The sequence below is a fragment of the Bradyrhizobium sp. WSM2793 genome, assembly GCF_000379585.1.
Taxonomy (GTDB): Bacteria; Pseudomonadota; Alphaproteobacteria; order Rhizobiales; family Xanthobacteraceae; genus Bradyrhizobium.
Genome location: NZ_KB902802.1, coordinates 96,652 through 115,246, shown reverse-complemented (window position 1 = coordinate 115,246; position 18,595 = coordinate 96,652). Strand labels below are relative to the sequence as shown.

Below are 18,595 nucleotides of genomic sequence, written 5' to 3'. Positions count from 1 at the left end.
TAACGTGCCAGCGAACCACCAAATCTTCCCCCTTCCAAGCTATTCAAAGGGAGCCTTCACCTGCTCAGCTTTCCTGCTCTTGGGCGGCGGGCGATGATGACAAACGCCGGAGGCATTCAGCTCACGCCGCCCGCCGTTTCCGTCGCGCCGGGGGGCTTTGCCACGAGAGGCCGGCGAACGGCACGGGCTTGCTGAAGTGAAATCCCTGGCCGAGCGGGATGCCGAGTGACTGGAGCCGTTTGACCTGCTCGAAGGACTCGACCCCCTCGGCGACGATCGAGAGCTTCAACGTCTTCGCGAGCTGCACGATGGACTTCAGCACGGCGACGGTCTCGCAGCGATCGATCCTGTCGATGAACGATTTGTCGATCTTGACCTTGTCGAAAGGAAAGGCCGTCAAATAGGACAAAGACGAGTATCCGACACCGAAATCGTCGAGGGCAATGGAGACGCCGAGCGCCTTGAGGCGCTGGAGCGTCTTGAGGTTCTCCTCGGTGTCGGCGAGAAATACGCTCTCGGTGATCTCGAGCTCGAGCCGGGTTTGCGGAAGGCCGCTCTGCGCCAACGCAAAGGTCACGGTGTCGACGAGATTGGTGCCGGCAAATTGCAGGGCAGAGAGATTGACAGCGACCTTGACGTCTGCCGGCATGCTCATCGCATCGCGACAGGCCCGGGCCAGCACCTGATTGCCGAGCTCGACGATCAAGCCCCCCGCCTCCGCAACCGCAATGAACTCAGCCGGAGGAATGTAGCCCCTGGTGCCGTGATGCCAGCGCGCCAGGGCTTCGACCGACTTTACCCGACCGGTGCCGAGCTCGATCACGGGCTGATAAAACACCTCCAGCTCCTCGCGCCAGATCGCTTCGCGCAGCTCGATCTCGAGCACGTTGCGCTGATCCGCTTCCGCCTTGAGCTCCGCTGAATAAAGGTGAAAGCAGCTTCGGCCGGCATTCTTCGACCTGTAGAGCGCAAGATCGGCGTTGCGAAGGATCTCATCGACCCGCGTGCCGTGCTCGGGCACGAGCGCAAGGCCAATGCTACAGCCGATCACGACGGGATGGCCATCGATGTGATAGGGCTCGGCAATGGCCTGGACCAGCCGCTCGGCCAGGCTTGCAGCGCCGTCGCGCATCGCGGCCACGATCACGGCAAACTCGTCGCCGCCAATTCGCGCCGCAGTATCGGCATCACGAATCTGCGCCTTGATCCGGTCGGCGACCTGCTTCAGCAACGCGTCGCCGCATTGATGGCCGAGCGCATCATTGACGGACTTGAACTTGTCGAGATCGAGCAGGAGTACGGCGAACCCAGGCTCCAGCCGGCGCGAGCTGGCCAGCGCCTCGTCGATGCGCTCCTTGAACAGGTTGCGGTTGGCAAGGCCGGTCAGGCTGTCGTAATGCGCCAGCCGCTCGATGCGGTCCGCCGACGCCTTGCGCTCGGTGATGTCCTCATGAGTGGCGACCCAGCCGCCACCCTCGCGCCGGCCGTAGGAGATGTAGACGACCCGTCCATCCGGAAACTGCACGGTGTTCGAGATCTGCTCCGACCGGGCGAGCCGGTTCTTCAAATCGACGAGATAGGTCTCGACGTCGAGCACGGCGGTCTGTTTTGCGAATATATCCCGGAAATGCATGCCGATCCGAATGTCTTCCGGCAGGAGGCCATAGAGTTCGAGCCATTGCGGGTTGAATGCGATCAGGCGGTCGCGGCCATCGAACATGCTCAAGCCCTGGGGAAGGTTCCGGAGCGCATCCTCAAACTTGCTGGCAAAATCGCGCCGCTCGCGGTGAGCGCGATCCAGCGCCTGCTGCCGTCGCCAATGGAATGTCGTCGCGGCGAGGATAATGAACGTCAGCAGCAGCGCGCCGCCGAGATAAACCTTCTGCCTGACGGCGGAGCGGGAATAGATCTCCTGCCCCGAAATACCGACGGTGAAGATGAGCGGAAACGCACGCGACCTGCGCGCCGTGGTCAACCGGTCGCTGCGGTTCGGTCGGTTCTCGTTCCAGTATTGCACATAGAAGCCGTCACCCAGCTCGCCCTCGACGCGGCTGGGTGCGTGTTGTCCCAGCACGGAGCCCTGGTCCACGCCCCGGGCGGCGAGCACGACGTAATTGGCATTTCTGAGCACCAGCGTTCCGCCGACGCCGAGCTTTGCCGTATCGTAGAACCTGCCGACCACGTCGACGCTGATCGAGCCGACGACCACTCCGGCCGGATTCCGCGCGAGGTCGAACACCTTTCTTGCGAGCTGGATCGTCCATTTGTTCGAGGCCCTTCCCAGCACCGGCTTGGCGACGTAGAGGCGATCGTCGGCTTGCGCCATGACATTGATGAAGTGCTCGCGATCGCCAAGATAAAGCGGCGGGCCGGAATAGCCCGCGGTCGTCTCGGTCATGTATCCGTTCGATCCGATCAGTGCGAACTGAACCACGTCGCCGGTCGCAATGCGGGCCGTGTCCGACCATGACTTCAAGCTGAAGGTGAGCGGATCCTGGGCGTAGAGCGCTCGCACCACCAGCAATGACTGATCGACGCGCTCGAAGATGCGTTCGGTGTTTTCCTCGAACAGTTCGGCGACGCTGTTGCCGTGCGACCGCGCCTGCTCGACCGCGTCCATCCGCTCCGACGCGGTGATTGCGAAATAGCCGATCCAAACCAGAGGCAGAAAGAACAACGCGATCTGCAGCGGACCATTCCGCAGGATCGTTCTTCCGGCTTTGCGGACTGCCCCTGCGGGAATCACGACGCGCACCCCCGCTCCGGCCGCCAGGGCAGAACTGCGCTCGCCCGCAGTATTGGCATCGCCTTGTCTCCGCCTCGACTGCACAGGGACACCCGCGGCCGAAAGCGGCGCGCGGGTGCTGTTCATAGCGCAAAGGTAGCTGAAACAGCCTTAAGTTTGTGTTTGGGTAAAGCTCAATTCTTCAGCTAAAAACATCCGTATCATCACGGAGGTCGGCTGGCCTTGAGCAATCAGGTACATGGGCATGTCGAAAGCCGCACATTTTTGGCCGCCTTCGGGCCGGCTTTTCAGATTGCGCGCGCAAGAACGATCGCGCCGGACAGGATGAGGACCCCGCCTGCCGCATAGCTCAATCTTCGGCCGAACGGCAGCAGCTTCTCGCCGGCGACATAGAGCGCGATGCCGATGATCCAGGCCGGGTTCATCACGCCGCCGACGAACAGCAATACCATCAGAAACCAGCAGCAGCCGACGCAGTAGCTGCCGTGGCGAAGTCCCATTCGCAATGCGCCGCGCGTGCCGGGCCGCCAATGTCGGCTGAGAAACAACAGCGGGCTCTCGCAGTAGCGCAGGCACGCCTGTTTGAGGGGTGTGAACTGATATACCCCTGCTGCGATCAGAATGCCGCCACCCAGAATCGCGCTGGTGCTTGCCATCGCCATCGACAGCAATCCGAAGCGTTCGAACGCTCCCTGCACCAGCACCGCCGCGAGACTGAACCCCGCCCACGTCACGAGATAGCCGGCGAGAAAGATCCAGGTATCGATTGCGGCGCGGGAGGCAGTCTCCTGCTTGCGCTTGACGGTCGCGTACAAGAGAACGGTGGGCACCGCGCTCGGCGCCATCATCGCGATCATCATCACCCACCACATCACGAACAGCAGCACGCCATAGAATGGCGTCCACGGCATCGGCGCCATGTCCGGCATGTCGGCCATCATCTCGGTGTCCATGCCGGCGCCCGCGGCGAGATAGGCCCAGGCGAGCGCCACCACTGCGGCGGTCCCGATCGCGACGATCAGCCGGTCGCGGTGGAGCAAATGTTCCAGTATCGAGCGCCCCTGCATCGACTTGTCCATAGCGATGAGGAGCTGACACCGAGGTTTTGTCTCGGTGTCAGCGCCGCATCATGCCGCTACGCCCTCGGGCGTCTGCACGACATTGGCGAGCGAGCTATGCGTACCGCGGGTCTCGAACGGGATCGCGCCGGTCGAGCGGATGTTGGCGGATGCGACCTCGGCCGCCCGATGTTCGAACCCCTCGGGCATGACCACCTGGATGCGGTGCGGATCACCGGTCACCGGATTCTTGATCGGCTCGACATCGGTCTCGAGCACGCCCCTGGCGACGAGTTTTGCGACGCGTCCTTCTTTGTCGAAGGAAAACTCGAACGGCGCAAACACCGGATCGTGGATCTTGGTCACGATCATGCTGACGATCTGAAAAAGCGTGCCTTCGGCCGAATGCTTGCCGGAAAAGATATCGAACAACGCCTGCCGCTGCTCCGCCGTGGCGCGTTCGTCGATGATGGGCTGGATTGTCCCGTTGCCCTCATGAAGTGGCCCAGGGAAATCGACCGTGATCGCAAAGCAGAGACCATCGAGCCTGGTCCCTTCGAAATGTCCGTTGGCGATCCGCATGGCGACCATTCCCTTGCAATAGCCTTGGGTCGGCCGTGCGTTGAAATCGCAGGGGCAGCCAAACGCGCAGGTGCAGTTCTTCATCCATTCGCCTTCGAGACGCCAGTCCGATGCAGCCATGGCACATCTCCCAATGTGAGCGGGGACGGGGCAGCCGTTGACGAATTTGTTCAGCGTTATGTCGAAGCGAAACGTAGAGCCGCGAGCGGGATCGAAATCCGATCAGAAGGCCGGCCTCGCAAAAAAGTCGGCTGGCGAGCTGCCGTTCACCCAATGGCGAAAAGCATACCAGCTGTGGCCCTACGCGTACAGCGAACGCATGCGGCGAAGCTAGGGGGCGTCCGAAACTGAGAGGGATGGTGCGCCACTCCGAACAAAACTGAGAACTCGTATGCCATTGAATACACTTATGATTTCTCGTGGCATCTGCGACCCGGCCGTGTCGTAGGCCTTTTTGCCGCGGTTCCGCGCGCCTTGGCCGCCGGAGTGGTAAGATCAGGTGCCGAGGGCAGATTTCGCGGCGCCGGATCTCGATCAAGATAACGGCGCTCGAAGCGATGAACTCCAGAAGCAAACTGATGATCGCGGTTGCGATCGGACGATGCGAGAGATGGAGGACGTTATGGAAGCGTGGCGTGACGACAAGGCCCGGTCGACCCTGATTCGCAATGCTGCGGCCAACGTGCAGCTAGGCAACGCGCCCCGGACTTTTGCCGAACTCCTGTTCGGCCACACCAATAGCGAGGATCTCGCCAACCACGACGCCGCTTCGCTGGCCTTCCTGGCCGAGCAGGCCTGGGAACATGTACAGCGGCGCACGGCGGGGCACGCCGATATCCGCATCGTCAATCCGACGATGCCGGATGGCCGCGAGATCTCCGTGCTCGAAATTCTCAACGACAATATGCCCTTCCTGTTCGATTCCACTTTGGCCGAGCTAGCCGAGCAGGGCATCGAGGTCGCCCTGGTCGCCCATCCGATCATCGCCGTGGAGCGCGACGAGCAAGGCAAGCTGATGCGCTTCCATGGCGAAACCCTGCCGGCGGGAGCAAGGGGCACGCGCGAAAGCCTCATCCATCTCCACATCGCCCGCATGGACGTCGACGCCGACCGCCAAAAGCTGGTCGATGGGTTGACCATGACGTTGAACGACGCGCGTGCCTGCGTCACCGACTGGAAGCCCATGCGCGCCCGCATCGAGGAGGCGATCAAGATCTTCTCCACCAATCCGCCGCCGCTGCCGATCGACGAGATCGCCGAAGCCAGCCAGTTCCTGCATTGGCTATGCCTGGACAATTTCACCTTCCTGGGCGTGCGCGAATATCGCTTCTCCCCCGACGGCGATGCGTCGGATGACATCACGACCGGCGAGGGCCTCGGCATCCTGCGCGATCCCGAGGTGAAGGTCCTGCGCCGCGGTCGCGAAATGGTGGTGATGACGTCGGAAATTCGCGAGTTCATGCGGGAGCCGAGCCTTCTCATCGTGATCAAGGCCAACGTGTCCAGCCGCGTTCATCGCCGCATCCGGATGGATTATGTGGGCATCAAGCTCTATAGCCCCGACGGCCGGCTCGAAGGAGAATTGCGCCTCGTCGGTCTGTTCACGTCCGGCGCCTATACCCGATCGGTCAAGCAAATCCCTTATGCCCGCCACAAGGTGGCGCAGGTGCTACAGCGCGCCGGCTTCGACCCGAACAGCCATTCGGGCAAGGCGCTGACGCATATTCTCGAAGATTATCCGCGCGACGATCTGTTCCAGATCGACGTCGACACGCTCTACAATTTCGTCATGGAGATCCTGATCCTCTATGAGCGCCCCCGGGTCCGGGCGCTGGCACGCGTGGACAAGTTCGATCGCTTCGTCTCCATCCTCTGCTTCATTCCGCGCGACAAATACGATACCGACGTGCGCACGCGCGTCGGCGCCTTCCTCTCGCAGGTCTACAAGGGGACCCTGTCGGCCTCCTACGTGTCCTTCCCCGAAGGATCACTGGCGCGCGTCCACTACATCATCGGACGATATGAAGGTAAGACCCCGGTCGTCGAGCGCGAGACACTCGAAGCCGGGATCAGCGCCATTGCCGAGACCTGGGCCGACAAGTTGAAGGTCGCGCTCGCAGCGTCTGCCGACGGCATGCGGGCGCGCATGCTCGCAAGCCGCTATGCCCAGGCCTTTTCCGGCGGCTACACCGAGATATTCAGCGCCGAACAGGCGATCGCCGACATCACCACCATCGAAAAGCTCACCTCAGCCCGACCGGTGACGATTTCGGTTTACCGCCTCGCGGGGGACGACGATCCCAGACGATTCGGCCTGAAGGTCTTCTCGGATGCCGCACCGCTGTCGCTATCCTATCGCGTACCGGTGATTGAAAATCACGGTTTGGACGTGGTCAACGAACGCACCTATCAGATCGTGCCGCGCACCAGTCAGGCGCCGGTATGGCTGCACGATATGACAATCGAGACCAGCGACGGCAAGCCGATCGCAATCAGCCGTGAATTCAACCACCGTCTGGAAGCCTCGATCATGGCGGTGGTCCACGATCGCGCCGAATCCGACGGGTTCAACGCACTGATCCTGCGCACAGCCCTGAGTTGGCGGGAAGTATCGACGATCCGCGCGTTGTCGCGCTACCTCCATCAGATCCGCGCTCCGTTCACCCAGGACTATATGTGGGAGACCCTGCGCAGGAACGCCGCGATTACCGCCAACGTCGTCGCCCTGTTCCAGGGCCGCCTCGATCCGCGCCTTGGACTCACGATTGCGGAGCGCTCGGCGCGCGAGATGGCTCTCGTCGCCGAGATCGAGGAGCAGCTCAAATCCGTCGCCTCGCTCGATGAAGATCGCATCCTACGCCGCTTCACCAATCTCGTGCAGGCAACCATCCGCACCAATTTGTGGCAGGTCGGTCAGGATGGACATCCGCATCCGGTGATCTCCTTCAAGTTCGACGCCCGCAAGATCGAGGCCCTGCCGGCACCGCGACCACTGTACGAGATTTTCGTCTACTCGCCCCGCGTCGAAGGCATTCATCTGCGCTTTGGCAAGGTCGCGCGCGGCGGTCTGCGCTGGTCCGACCGGCCGCAGGATTTCCGTACCGAGATCCTGGGCCTCGTGAAGGCACAACAGGTGAAGAATGCCGTGATCGTGCCGGTCGGCGCGAAGGGCGGCTTCGTGCCCAAGCGCCTGCCGTCACCCTCGGGTCGCGACCACTTCATGGCGGAAGGCACCGAAGCCTATCGTATCTTCGTTCGCACGCTGCTCGAACTCACCGACAATCTCGACGGCGACACCATCGTGCCGCCCGACTCGACTGTGCGGCATGACGGCGACGACCCCTACCTGGTCGTCGCCGCCGACAAGGGCACCGCCACCTTCTCCGACATCGCTAATGCGATCTCGGCCGAGAAGCACCATTGGCTCGCCGATGCCTTCGCCTCCGGCGGCAGTCAGGGCTATGACCACAAGAAGATGGGGATCACGGCGCGAGGCGCCTGGGAGGCGGTCAAGCGTCACTTCCGCGAGCTTGGCGCCGACATCCAGACCAAGCCGTTCACGGTTGCCGGCGTAGGCGATATGTCGGGCGATGTCTTCGGCAACGGCATGCTGCTATCGCCGGCGACGAAGCTCGTCGCGGCGTTCGATCACCGCGACATCTTCATCGATCCCTCGCCTGATCCGGCGGTCAGCCTCGCCGAACGCAAGCGCCTGTTCAGCCTGTCGCGATCGAGCTGGCAGGACTACGACAAGTCCCTGATCTCGCAAGGCGGCGGCGTGTTCTCGCGCTCGCTCAAGGCGATCCCGCTTGCGCCGGAAGTGCGCACACTGCTTGATCTCGACAAGCCGCAGGCCACGCCTTTCGAGGTGATGACAGCGATCCTCAAGGCCCGCGTGGACCTCCTGTGGTTTGGCGGCATCGGCACGTATATCCGCTCGTCCTCGGAAAGCGATGATCAGGCCGGCGATCGCGCCAACGATCCGATCCGCATCACAGGCGCCGATGTCCGCGCCCGGGTGATCGGCGAAGGCGCCAATCTCGGCGTCACCCAGCGCGGCCGTATCGAGGCGGCACAGAAGGGCGTGAAGCTCAACACCGACGCCATCGACAATTCGGCCGGCGTGAACACGTCCGACGTCGAGGTCAATATCAAGATCGCGCTGGCGCGCCCCGAGCGCGAGGGGCGCCTCAGTCCAGGCGACCGCAACAGCCTGCTCGCCGCGATGACCGAGGAGGTCGGCGCGCTGGTGCTGCGCAACAATTATCTTCAGACGCTGGCGCTTTCGCTGGCCGAACGGAAAGGGGTGGCCGAGATCAGCTTCCTCACCCGACTGATGCAGTCGCTAGAGCAGCGCGGCCTGCTCAGCCGCGCCGTGGAGTTCTTGCCCGACGATGCGGCGATCACTGAGCGTACGAGACGCAGCCAGCTCCTGACGCGGCCCGAGCTTGCCGTGTTGCTCGCTTACGCCAAGCTGACGCTGTACGACGACCTGCTTGCAACTGGCGTACCCGACGATCCCTATCTCGCCCGCGAACTATCCCAATATTTTCCGCGCCAGGTGCAGGAGCAATTCCCGACAGCGGTACAATTGCATCGGCTCCGGCGGGAGATCATCGCCACCAGTCTCGCCAATGCCGTGATCAACCGGGGCGGCCCGGCCTGTGTCGTGCGCCTGACCGACGAGACCGACGCCGATATCGCCACCATCGTCATGGCCTTCGTGGCGGTGGACGAATCCTACGGCCTCAAGCGGCTCAATGCCGGGATCGATGCACTCGACACCCGCATCGACGGGCAATTGCAACTCGGCCTCTACGCAGCGATCCAGGATCTCCTGCTCTCACGCATGGTCTGGTATGTGCGCAATGCTGATTTCAAGGCCGGTCTGGACGCCGTGATCGCACGCTTCGGCCCCGGAATCCAAGAGATCGCCGCCGGGCTCGACAAGACCCTGCCGCAGGATTCGCAGGCTGGGCGCACCAGGCGGCGGCAGGATCTGATCGATGCCGGTGTCCCGGCGGGCCTTGCCGCAGAACTCGCCGATCTCGATGCGCTCCTCTCCGCACCGGATATCGTCACCGTCGCGGAGCGCACCAACCGGGCCATCGGTGACGCCGCCACGACCTTCTTCGCCGCCGAGGCCGAATTCAGACTCGATCGGATCATCGCCGCCGCGCGCAGCGTGCCGGCCAACGATAATTACGAACGTCTCGCCATCGATCGTGCCGTTGGCCAGATCGCGGCCGCGGAAAGAGCACTGGTCGCCAACATGCTGGCAAACGGGGAATCCGGCCAGCAGGCCACCGGCGACTGGCTTGCGGCTCATCCTGAGGCGATGCGCGTTCGCCGCTTGGTCGAGGAGATCGCGGCCAGCGGCTTGACGCTCGCCAAGCTGACGGTGGCAGCCAATTTGCTGGGAGACCTCGTCCAGGCCTGAGTCCCGACGGCCGACCTCACTCGAAGCGATAGTCTGTGATGTCGACGCCAACGAGGCCGCCATGGGCCTCGATTGCCTGCTGCTGAAGATCACGCGTCTGTCCCCTCCCTCACTCGTCCAGGGTCGCGATCTCTGCCGGAAATCGCACCGCAAGGCGGCGCCAGTCGCCGCTATCGGTCGGCCAGGGCTCCAGTTCCTCGGTCTCAACTCTCGGCCAGGCGAGCAGGAACGGCATGTTCAGATAGGTCCACATGGCGCAGCCGGCGAAGTAGGCGAGTTGCAGTTCCGTCCACGGCGTTTGCAACTCATGGCCGGCAAAGCTCGCCCGCGGTTCAAGCAGCTCTTCGAGCACCGTTCCGTCGTCAGCTTCCAGAGCCACCCGGCTCGGCTCAAAGCGCGAGCGCCGATTGTCAGCGCCGAACGGAGCGTGTGACGCCCACTCCCTCTTCAGACCCGCGGTGACCTTGGTCCGCTCGAGGGTGACAGCCTGTCCCTTCAAGGACAGGACGCCGCCCTGCACGAGATCCGCCGACACCTGCTCGAACTGCCGCCACCGATCGAGGCCTCCATGAGCTTCGATGGCAATATCCTTGAGTTGCTTCATTATCGGGCTCCTGCGGAAGCCGCGCGGGATCGCGCGGCCTTTGTGGCGGGAGCCTAGGCGGTCGGCCAAGCCTGCCGAACGACTTAGATGCCTTGATTCCAGACACCGCCGCGAGCCGCGGTTTTCCAAATGCCTCTTCCACGCGTCGCTGCTTTGAAGGCGCCGGTACGATGCCGTTTCGAGCTGGTCGACGGTCAACAGATAGTGTCGATCGCGGAGGCCGGCGTGGAAGGGCGTGCGGAAGCGTGGTTCTGAACGCTGGATTTGACGTACATAGACTTAGCGAGCCCTAGGAAGAGAAATACGCGAGCGCGCTTCGCGCCGATCATCTGGCGAGGCGCAATCGTACAAGATCGTGCTCCAGCGTGGAAAAGCGTAAAAATGGTGCCCAGGGGCGGAATCGAACCACCGACACTGCGATTTTCAGTCGCATGCTCTACCAACTGAGCTACCTGGGCGTGCTCCAAGAGAGGGGCCAAAGCCCATCGAGCGGGCGGTTTATAGTGGGCCGGAAGCGGCCTGTCCACCCGGCTTCGCCAAGAGGCTTCGCCGGGCGCGGCCCGGCTGTGCACAAGCTGCCGCCGCTGGCGCGCGGCGCGTCGACCGGCCGAATAAGCCCATGAAATTATTTACTTATTCCACGTCATCCACGTCGTCGTCGCGGCCGGGGATGACGTAGGAGCCTTTCAGCCAGCGGTTCAGGTCGACGTCCCGGCAGCGCGACGAGCAGAACGGACGGGTGGCTTCCGATTGCGGCTTGCCGCAGATCGGGCAGGTTTTGAGCGGGCTGGCGGGCTTTTTGACGTGGTCGTCCATGATGTCGGCGGCTTGCACGGGGTGAAGGGGTTCAAGAGCCTGTCGGCAAACAGGTTCCTCGTACCGGCGGCGCGTGCGCCCCGTCAGGCTATTCTACTGTGCATGGGGTTGTTTTCGCGATTTTGTTGGGCTGCGGCTGGCCGGCTCACACCGCAGTGGCGTTGAGCCAGCCGAAGCGGATCGGAAAGCCCTCGCCGCCGAGCAGCGTGGTGGTCTCGTAGAGCGGCAGGCCGACGACGTTGCTGTAGGACCCCACCATCTTCACCACGAAGGAGCCGGCGATGCCCTGCACGGCGTAGCCGCCGGCTTTGCCGCGCCATTCGCCGGAGCCGATATAGGCCTGGATGTCGTCTTCCGAGAGGCGCTTGAAGCGGACGCGAGTCTCGACCAACCGCTGGCGGAACGCCTCGCGCGGCGTCACCAGGGTGATCGCGGTGTAGACGCGGTGGTTGCGGCCCGACAGCAGCCGCAGGCACTGCGCCGCCTCGTCCACGAGATTCGCCTTGGGCAGGATGCGGCGGCCGACCGCCACCACCGTGTCGGCGGAGAGGATGAAGGCGCCGCGCAGCTCGTCATCCAGCTGCACCGATTTGAGCGCTGCGTCCGCCTTGGCCCTTGCGAGGCGATTGGCACAGGCGCGCGGCAGCTCGCCCCGCTTCGGCGTCTCGTCGACGTCGGCCGGCCGGAGCGCGTCCGGCTCGATGCCGGCCTGGTTGAGCAGCGACAGGCGCCGCGGCGAACCGGAGGCAAGTACGAATTTGGGGCGGCCAAGCATCAGTGATTTGGGGGATGAGCAGGGGGTGAATTGCGCGCGGAACCTATCGGAAGGGGGCTGATTTCACAACCCGGGAACCCGAGCTTTGGTGATTCGAGGCTTCCGACAGCATGTGCCCACGGTGTGTGACGGCGGTGTTACGGGTGCCGAATGCTACCCGCTCGCCGCGCCCACCTTCGCAAAACGCCGGCGGATGCGCATCAACAGCTGGTCGCAGACGTCGCGATAGGCTGCCAGCTTCTGGTCGCGGCTGCCCTCGATGGTGGTGGGATCCTGCGTCGGCCAATATTCGACGTCGGCCGCCAGCGTCCGCGTCAGCTCCAGCGCCTTGTGGTGCGCCTCGGGCGAGAGCGTGATGATGAGATCGAAATTCAGCCCCTCCCAATCCTCCAGCTCCTCGAAGGTCTGCGGCTTGTGAGCGGAGATGTCCTGGCCGAGCTCGGCCATCACGGACACCGCGAACGGATCGAGCTCGCCGCGCCTCGCGCCGGCCGATTTCACGTAGAGGCCCTGCGGAAACATGTGCTGCAACAGGCTCTCGGCCATCGGCGAGCGCACGCTGTTCATCGCGCAGGCGAACAGCACCGATTGCGGATCGCGTGCGCGTGGCGGACCCGCCATCGCGCTTACCCCTTCCAATGAAGGACAGTAATGAGCGTGAACAGCCGGCGCGAGGTCTCGAAGTCGACCCGCACCTTGCCCTTCAGCCGCTCCTGCAGCGTACGCGATCCCTCGTCATGGATGCCGCGCCGACCCATGTCGATGGCCTCGATCTTGTCGGGGGTCGCGGTGCGGATCGCCTGGTAGTAGCTGTCGCAGATCATGAAATAGTCCTTCACGATCCGCCGGAACGGCGTCAGCGACAACAGATGCGCGACGACGGGCGTGCCGTCGTCGCGGCGGATGTCGAACATCAGCCGGTTGCCGGTGATGCCGATATGCAGTGTGAACGGGCCCTTCCCGTCGGCGCCATCGGGCGCGAACAGGTTCTGCTCGATCAGGTCGTAGATCGCGATCGCACGCTCATGCTCGATATCAGGCCCGGAACGGCCGATCGATTCTTCGTCGAGCGTGACGCCGACGATGCGATTGGTCGAGTCGTCCTGTTCGGGCAGCACTGTCATGACAGATTGAGACGCAATCCAATCGAACGCGAATGGGCGTCCAGCCCCTCCGCTTGTCCGAGCGTCATCGCGGCAGGTCCGAGCGCGCGCAGCTGATCCGGGCCGCATTTCAGGATCGAGGTGCGCTTCATGAAGTCGTGCACCGACAGCCCTGAGGAGAATCGCGCCGAGCGCGCCGTCGGCAGCACATGATTGGAGCCGCCGACATAGTCGCCGATCGCCTCCGGCGTGTGGGGCCCGAGGAACACCGCGCCGGCATTGCGGATCTTCGCAGCGAGCGCATCGGGATCAGCCGTCATGATCTCGAGATGCTCCGCGGCAATCGCGTCCGCGAGCGGAATACTGTCGCTTAAGTTCTTCACCATGATGATGGCGCCGAAATCGGCCCAGGACGCGCCGGCAATCGCGGCGCGCGGCAGCGTCTTCAACTGCGCCTCGACCGCCTTTTCGACGTCGGCGGCAAGGCGCGCCGAATCCGTGATCAGGATCGACTGCGCGCTGGCATCGTGCTCGGCCTGCGCCAGGAGATCGGCGGCGATCCAGTCGGCATTGCCGGTGTCGTCGGCGATCACCAGCACCTCGGAGGGGCCGGCGATCATGTCGATGCCGACCTTGCCGAACACCAGCCGCTTGGCGGCGGCGACATAGGCATTGCCGGGGCCGACGATCTTTGCGACCGGCGCGATCGTCGCGGTGCCGTGCGCCAGCGCCGCCACGGCCTGCGCGCCGCCGACGCGGTAGATCTCGGTGACGCCGCCGAGCGAGGCCGCCGCCAGCACCAGCGGATTGAGCTTGCCGTCGGGCGACGGCACCACCATCACCAGGCGCGAGACGCCGGCGACTTTTGCAGGCACCGCGTTCATCAGCACCGAGGACGGATAGGCCGCAGTGCCGCCGGGCACGTAGAGGCCGGCCGATTCGATCGCGGTATAGCGCCAGCCGAGCTCGACGCCGAGCGGGTCGGTGAAGCGCTCGTCCTTCGGCAACTGCCGGCGGTGATAGATTTCGATGCGGTCCCGCGCGAGCTTGAGCGCATCCAGCGTCGCGGCATCGCACGCCTTGTTCGCGGCCTCGATTTCGGCCGCGGTGACGCGAAGGCCGGATGCATCCAGCGTCAAGCGGTCGAACTTTGCGGTGGCCTCGAGCAGCGCGGCATCGCCCCGCTTTGCCACGTCGTCGACGATGGCGCGCGCGGCGGCTTCGACGTCGGCCGAGACCTCGCGTTTGGCGGCGAGGAAGGCCGCGAATCGCTGGTCAAAATCGGCGCTGCTGCGGTCGAGGCGAACGGGCATGTCTGGCTTGGCTTCTGGCTGGTCTTTGGGGCGGATTGGCGCACCAGGTCCCCTGCTCAATGGCGCGGCGGGGAAGCGGCGTCAACCCTCGCAAGCCGCCGTTCTGGCGCAGGCCTGAGCCGGTGCGGCTGGTATACAGGTCACCTCATCCCTCCCCTTCGATCTCCAACCCCGTTCCCAGCGCGTCGGCGCCGAGGTCGGTCAGCTCACATTCCAGGCATTCGACGTCGAGCCGGATGGCACCGCCCTCGGCGAACAAGAGCAGGGCGCTGCCGCCGGGCTCCTCGTCGCGCCCGTCCCGGGGATGAAATTCGATGCCGACGAGGTCCAGGACCTTGTCGGGAGCGGCGAGCTCGATATTGCGCGACTTGCAGGCGAGCACGCGGTCGAAGCGGAGCGCGGCGACCAGCCGGCGCGGCTCGGCCTCGCCCTCCAGCGTCTGCTCCCAGTCCAGCCGGCTCATCCCGACCACAAGCCGCTTCTCGCTCTGCCGCCAGATGATGTCGGAGGCCTGGACACGGGCATCCTGGACATGGGTCGAGATCACGGCGAGATCGTCGGCGTCGAGTGCGATCAGTTTGAGCTGGGGCGACATCGCCGACGCTTCTCCTTCGAAATGGACAGGGTTTAACGCGCACAGGCCCCGAAATTTCCGCTCAAACTAACGGGCCGGCAGGCTAGAGGCTATTGATATCCTCCATCTCCAGCACCTTCCGCGGATACCCCTCCCGGGCGACGCGGATCATGGCGCGGCCGATCTGCTCGGTCGAGGTGACGAGCCGCGGCGAGAGCCGGCGCAGCACCGACCAGAGCGGCCAGGTTGCGGTATAGACCGCCTGCACCCAAGCGGTCTTGGAACGGGCGCCGTGCAGCGGCTGGATCGCGCCGGGCCGGAACATGTAGGCGGCCCGGAACGGCAGCTTCAAGAGATCGTTCTCGGTCTTGCCCTTGATCCGTGCCCACATCCGCGAACCCTGCTCGGTGGAATCGGTGCCGGCGCCGGTGACGTAGGTGAAGACCATCTGCGGATTGAGGCGCGCCAGCGTCGTCGCAGCCGCAAGCGTGAGGTCATAGGTGAGATGGCGGTAGCGATCTTCGCTCATGCCGATCGAGGACACGCCGAGGCAGAAAAAGCAGGCATCGAAGCCGGTGAGCTGGGCCTCGATCGTCGAATAGTCCAGAAAATTGTCGTGGATGATCTCGGTGAGCTTGGCGTTGCGCACGCCGGTTGGGCTGCGGCCGACCACGAGCACGCGGTCGATGCCGGTGTCGACCAGGCATTCGCGCAGAACGCCCTGCCCGACCATGCCGGTCGCACCGAAGATGATGACTTGCATCGGGATGTTCCTGGCGGGCTCGCGGCTCATGCCGCGGCCGCGATCTCGTCGAAGGATACACCGGTCAACGTCGCCGAGACATCCCACAGCATGGCAGCGGTGGCGAAATCCTTCGCGTGTGGCATGATCCGCGCTGGCGCTGGCGCCCCCTTCATTTCGTAGAATCCGTTCGGGCCGTAATAGCCGCCAGGCTCTGCCGTGGGCGAAGTCGCGGCGAGCAGCGTCGGCAGCGCGCCCTCGGCGGCGGACTGGCTGAACAGCGGCTGGAGCAGCCGGCCGATCCGCCACTGGAACGTGTTGGCGCCCGGCCCGTTCGCAATCAGGTCGGTGCGCGCAAAGCCGGGATGCGCGGCAATGCTGCTCACACCCCAGCCGGCCGCGTCGCTGCGACGTTGCAATTCGAGCGAAAACATCAGCATCGCCAGCTTGGACTGGCAATAGGCGCGCCACGGACGATAGGAATGCTTGCTCTGCAGATCGTCGAAATTGATCGCGCCGGAGCGGTGCGCAAGGCTCGAGAGATTGACGACACGAGGCGCCTTCGCGCGGCGAAGCTGCGGCAACAGTTGCGCCGTCAACGCGTAGTGACCGAGATAATTGGTGCCGAACTGCATCTCGAAACCATCCTCGGTCTGCTGCCGCTTCGGCAGCGCCATCACGCCGGCATTGTTGACGAGGAGGTCGAGCTGCTCGTTGCCGGCGGCAAAGCGCCTGGCGAAATCGGCGACGGAGGCGAGGCTGGCGAGATCGAGAGGCTCAAAGGCGATCAACGCATTGGGAAACCGCTCGCAGATGCCTTCGATCGCCCGCAGGCCCTTTGCGTCGTTGCGTCCGGTGAGTATGACAATGGCACCGGCGCCTGCCAGCGCCGTCGCCGTCTCGTAACCGAGGCCACCCGTCGCCCCCGTCACGACGGCCGTCTTGCCGGCGAGAGAGGGGATGCCTGCCGTGGTCCAGTCGGTCATGCCATGTCTCCGTTCGGGGCTGGAACGAGGCCCGCGACCGGTCTAAATGTGCACTTAGTGCAATTTTGCAAGAGGTGAACCGATTTGAAGGCTTCGAAGGTGGTCCGGAAACGCGTCAAGTCATTGTCCGGGGACGGAAAATCCCCGGCCGCGCCCGGCCTGCGCCAGCGCAAGCGGCAACAGACCCGCGAGCGGTTGACCCGCGCGGCGATGGCGCTGTTCCTGGAGCGCGGCTTCGAGGCCACGACCATCGACGATATCGCGGCGGCGGCGGACGTGTCGCGCCGGAGCTTCTTCCACTATTTCGCGTCCAAGGAGGACGTGGTGGCCGCCTGGCAGGAGAATGCCGCCAGCGCGCTGGTCGCCGAGGTCGTCGCACGGCCCGCGGACGAATCCATGCTGACGGCGGCGGAGAATGCGATCGCGGCGGCGGTCAAGCGGCTCGATCCGGCGGAAGCAGCGGCGATGTCGCGACTCAAGCGCGACAATCCGGCACTGCAGGCGCGCGATCAGCTCAAATACGACAAGCTCGAGCGCGCGCTGGCCGAGGGCCTTGCCCAGCGCGGGCGAACCAAATCCGACCGGCTGCAGGCGCGGCTCGTCGCCATGATCGCCACCGGCGCGATGCGCGTCGGCGGCGAGAGCTGGATCGGCGAAGGCGCGCGGGAGAAGCCGGAGGCTTTCGTCAAGCGCACCTTCGATGCGATCAGGGCGATCTTGAAATGAGTGGTGCGTTCACCCTCCAGTATCGTAGCATGGGCAAAGCGACTTGTCCGCCGTAGCTCGTAGAGCGAAGGCGGAAGCGTGCCCACGTCTTCTTCGTAATCGATGGCGGGTGGTGGGCACGGCGCAATTGCGCCTTTGCCCACCCTACGATTTCGGACTCGCGAAGAGAGACCCCTCACCCGTCTCCGCAAGGAGAGGGGGTAGGAGTCATCCTGTTCACTCCCTGAAGAACGCCAGCAGGTCCGCGTTGATGGTTTCGGCGTGCGTGGTCGGCATGCCGTGCGGGAAACCCTTGTAGGTCTTCAGGATGCCCTTCTTGAGCAGCTTGGCCGACAGCGGCGCAGAATCGGCATAGGGCACGATCTGGTCATCGTCGCCGTGCATCACCAGCACGGGCACGTTGATCTTCTTCAGATCCTCGGTGAAGTCGGTCTGCGAGAACGCCACGATGCCGTCGTAGTGGGCCTTGGCGCCGCCCATCATGCCCTGGCGCCACCAGTTCTGGATCACCGCTTCCGAGGGTTTTGCGCCGGGACGGTTGTAGCCGTAGAACTGGCCGGCGGCGAGGTCGCGATAGAACTGCGTGCGGCTGGCCGCGAGCTGCTTCTGGAGATCGTCGAACACGCTCTTGGGCAGGCCGCCGGGATTGGCCGCGGTCTGCACCATCAGCGGCGGCACCGCGGACAGGATCGCAGCCTTCGCCACCCGGCTCTCGCCATGGCGCGCGATGTAGTGCACGACTTCGCCGCCGCCGGTGGAATGGCCGACATGGATGGCGTTCTTGAGGTCGAGATGCGCGGTCACGGCCGCGAGATCGTCGGCATAGTGATCCATGTCGTGGCCGTCGGAAACCTGCGACGAGCGGCCATGGCCGCGGCGGTCATGGGCGATGACGCGATAACCGTTGTTGACGAAAAAAATCATCTGCGCGTCCCAGTCGTCCGCCGACAACGGCCAACCATGGCTGAACACGATCGGCTGGCCACTTCCCCAATCCTTGTAGAAGATCTCGACGCCGTCTTTGGTGGTGATGGTGGGCATGGATTACTCTCTTTCGGTGAGGATCAGTGACGCTGCACGTGCGCAAGCAGGCGCCGGTGATGCGCAGATAGTCGCGCGAGACCGCGAAT

General features: G+C 64.1%; 15 protein-coding genes and 1 tRNA gene. 2 read left to right on the top strand and 14 right to left on the bottom strand.

Translation table 11 applies throughout. From position 1 onward, the window contains the following. Window positions 1–121: 121 nt before the first annotated feature. The 3 genes from A3AS_RS44045 to A3AS_RS0130425 form a co-directional block, all read right to left on the bottom strand. Window positions 122–2,677, bottom strand: coding sequence for an EAL domain-containing protein (locus A3AS_RS44045; RefSeq protein WP_198293740.1), 2,556 nt, complete (start codon window positions 2,675–2,677; stop codon window positions 122–124). Window positions 2,678–3,033: 356 nt separating this feature from the next. Next, window positions 3,034–3,813, bottom strand: coding sequence for a DUF2182 domain-containing protein (locus A3AS_RS0130430; RefSeq protein WP_063707619.1), 780 nt, complete (start codon window positions 3,811–3,813; stop codon window positions 3,034–3,036). Between the two features lie 60 nt (window positions 3,814–3,873). After that, the gene (locus A3AS_RS0130425) at window positions 3,874–4,506 is read right to left on the bottom strand and encodes a DUF1326 domain-containing protein (RefSeq protein WP_018321273.1); all 633 of its coding nucleotides are present in this window, start codon (window positions 4,504–4,506) and stop codon (window positions 3,874–3,876) included. A 490-nt stretch (window positions 4,507–4,996) separates the two neighbouring features. On the opposite strand from A3AS_RS0130425, the gene A3AS_RS0130420 reads away from it, so the two are divergent. Further along, entirely contained in the window at window positions 4,997–9,826 is a 4,830-nt protein-coding gene (locus A3AS_RS0130420) for an NAD-glutamate dehydrogenase (protein ID WP_018321272.1), read from the top strand. 109 nt (window positions 9,827–9,935) lie between these two features. On the opposite strand, the gene A3AS_RS44040 is transcribed toward A3AS_RS0130420, so the two are convergent. The 10 genes from A3AS_RS44040 to A3AS_RS0130365 form a co-directional block, all read right to left on the bottom strand. After that, entirely contained in the window at window positions 9,936–10,430 is a 495-nt protein-coding gene (locus A3AS_RS44040) for a hypothetical protein (RefSeq protein WP_018321271.1), read from the bottom strand. Between the two features lie 382 nt (window positions 10,431–10,812). Beyond that, window positions 10,813–10,888, bottom strand: a tRNA-Phe gene (locus A3AS_RS0130405). A gap of 175 nt (window positions 10,889–11,063) precedes the next feature. Continuing rightward, window positions 11,064–11,246, bottom strand: coding sequence for a DNA gyrase inhibitor YacG (gene yacG, locus A3AS_RS0130400; protein WP_026202520.1), 183 nt, complete (start codon window positions 11,244–11,246; stop codon window positions 11,064–11,066). A 145-nt stretch (window positions 11,247–11,391) separates the two neighbouring features. Further along, window positions 11,392–12,021 (bottom strand): Maf-like protein, encoded by a 630-nt coding sequence (locus A3AS_RS0130395; RefSeq protein ID WP_018321268.1) that lies wholly within the window; start codon window positions 12,019–12,021, stop codon window positions 11,392–11,394. Window positions 12,022–12,174: 153 nt separating this feature from the next. Next, complete coding sequence (locus A3AS_RS0130390; protein WP_018321267.1) at window positions 12,175–12,642, bottom strand: low molecular weight phosphatase family protein; 468 nt, start codon at window positions 12,640–12,642, stop codon at window positions 12,175–12,177. A 5-nt stretch (window positions 12,643–12,647) separates the two neighbouring features. Further along, entirely contained in the window at window positions 12,648–13,145 is a 498-nt protein-coding gene (locus A3AS_RS0130385; protein WP_018321266.1) for a UPF0262 family protein, read from the bottom strand. Further along, the gene (gene hisD / locus A3AS_RS0130380; protein WP_018321265.1) at window positions 13,142–14,437 is read right to left on the bottom strand and encodes a histidinol dehydrogenase; all 1,296 of its coding nucleotides are present in this window, start codon (window positions 14,435–14,437) and stop codon (window positions 13,142–13,144) included. Before hisD ends, A3AS_RS0130385 begins: the two co-directional genes overlap by 4 nt. 145 nt (window positions 14,438–14,582) lie before the next feature. Then, complete coding sequence (locus A3AS_RS0130375) at window positions 14,583–15,032, bottom strand: DUF2948 family protein (RefSeq protein WP_018321264.1); 450 nt, start codon at window positions 15,030–15,032, stop codon at window positions 14,583–14,585. An 82-nt stretch (window positions 15,033–15,114) separates the two neighbouring features. Next, window positions 15,115–15,774: an epimerase gene (locus tag A3AS_RS0130370; protein ID WP_026202519.1), complete on the bottom strand. Its 660-nt coding sequence runs from the start codon at window positions 15,772–15,774 to the stop codon at window positions 15,115–15,117. A gap of 26 nt (window positions 15,775–15,800) precedes the next feature. Then, a complete protein-coding gene (locus A3AS_RS0130365) occupies window positions 15,801–16,739 on the bottom strand; it encodes an SDR family oxidoreductase (RefSeq protein ID WP_018321262.1) in 939 nt (312 codons plus the stop codon). A gap of 84 nt (window positions 16,740–16,823) precedes the next feature. Here A3AS_RS0130365 and A3AS_RS0130360 point away from each other — a divergent pair, with 84 nt between their 5' ends. Beyond that, a complete protein-coding gene (locus A3AS_RS0130360; RefSeq protein WP_018321261.1) occupies window positions 16,824–17,465 on the top strand; it encodes a TetR/AcrR family transcriptional regulator in 642 nt (213 codons plus the stop codon). Between the two features lie 216 nt (window positions 17,466–17,681). Here A3AS_RS0130360 and A3AS_RS0130355 read toward each other — a convergent pair whose 3' ends face one another. Then, the gene (locus A3AS_RS0130355) at window positions 17,682–18,506 is read right to left on the bottom strand and encodes an alpha/beta fold hydrolase (RefSeq protein ID WP_018321260.1); all 825 of its coding nucleotides are present in this window, start codon (window positions 18,504–18,506) and stop codon (window positions 17,682–17,684) included. Window positions 18,507–18,595 lie beyond the last annotated feature (89 nt).

Coding starts and splice junctions, on each gene's coding strand:
- A3AS_RS0130425 (WP_018321273.1), bottom strand. CDS start 4,506: ATGGCTGCATCGGACTGGCGTCTCGAAGGCGAATGGATGAAGAACTGC.
- A3AS_RS0130395 (WP_018321268.1), bottom strand. CDS start 12,021: ATGCTTGGCCGCCCCAAATTCGTACTTGCCTCCGGTTCGCCGCGGCGC.
- hisD (WP_018321265.1), bottom strand. CDS start 14,437: ATGCCCGTTCGCCTCGACCGCAGCAGCGCCGATTTTGACCAGCGATTC.
- A3AS_RS0130370 (WP_026202519.1), bottom strand. CDS start 15,774: ATGCAAGTCATCATCTTCGGTGCGACCGGCATGGTCGGGCAGGGCGTT.
- A3AS_RS0130355 (WP_018321260.1), bottom strand. CDS start 18,506: ATGCCCACCATCACCACCAAAGACGGCGTCGAGATCTTCTACAAGGAT.
- A3AS_RS0130365 (WP_018321262.1), bottom strand. CDS start 16,739: ATGACCGACTGGACCACGGCAGGCATCCCCTCTCTCGCCGGCAAGACG.
- A3AS_RS0130420 (WP_018321272.1), top strand. CDS start 4,997: ATGGAGGACGTTATGGAAGCGTGGCGTGACGACAAGGCCCGGTCGACC.
- A3AS_RS0130390 (WP_018321267.1), bottom strand. CDS start 12,642: ATGGCGGGTCCGCCACGCGCACGCGATCCGCAATCGGTGCTGTTCGCC.
- A3AS_RS0130430 (WP_063707619.1), bottom strand. CDS start 3,813: ATGCAGGGGCGCTCGATACTGGAACATTTGCTCCACCGCGACCGGCTG.
- A3AS_RS44040 (WP_018321271.1), bottom strand. CDS start 10,430: ATGAAGCAACTCAAGGATATTGCCATCGAAGCTCATGGAGGCCTCGAT.
- A3AS_RS0130385 (WP_018321266.1), bottom strand. CDS start 13,145: ATGACAGTGCTGCCCGAACAGGACGACTCGACCAATCGCATCGTCGGC.
- yacG (WP_026202520.1), bottom strand. CDS start 11,246: ATGGACGACCACGTCAAAAAGCCCGCCAGCCCGCTCAAAACCTGCCCG.
- A3AS_RS0130375 (WP_018321264.1), bottom strand. CDS start 15,032: ATGTCGCCCCAGCTCAAACTGATCGCACTCGACGCCGACGATCTCGCC.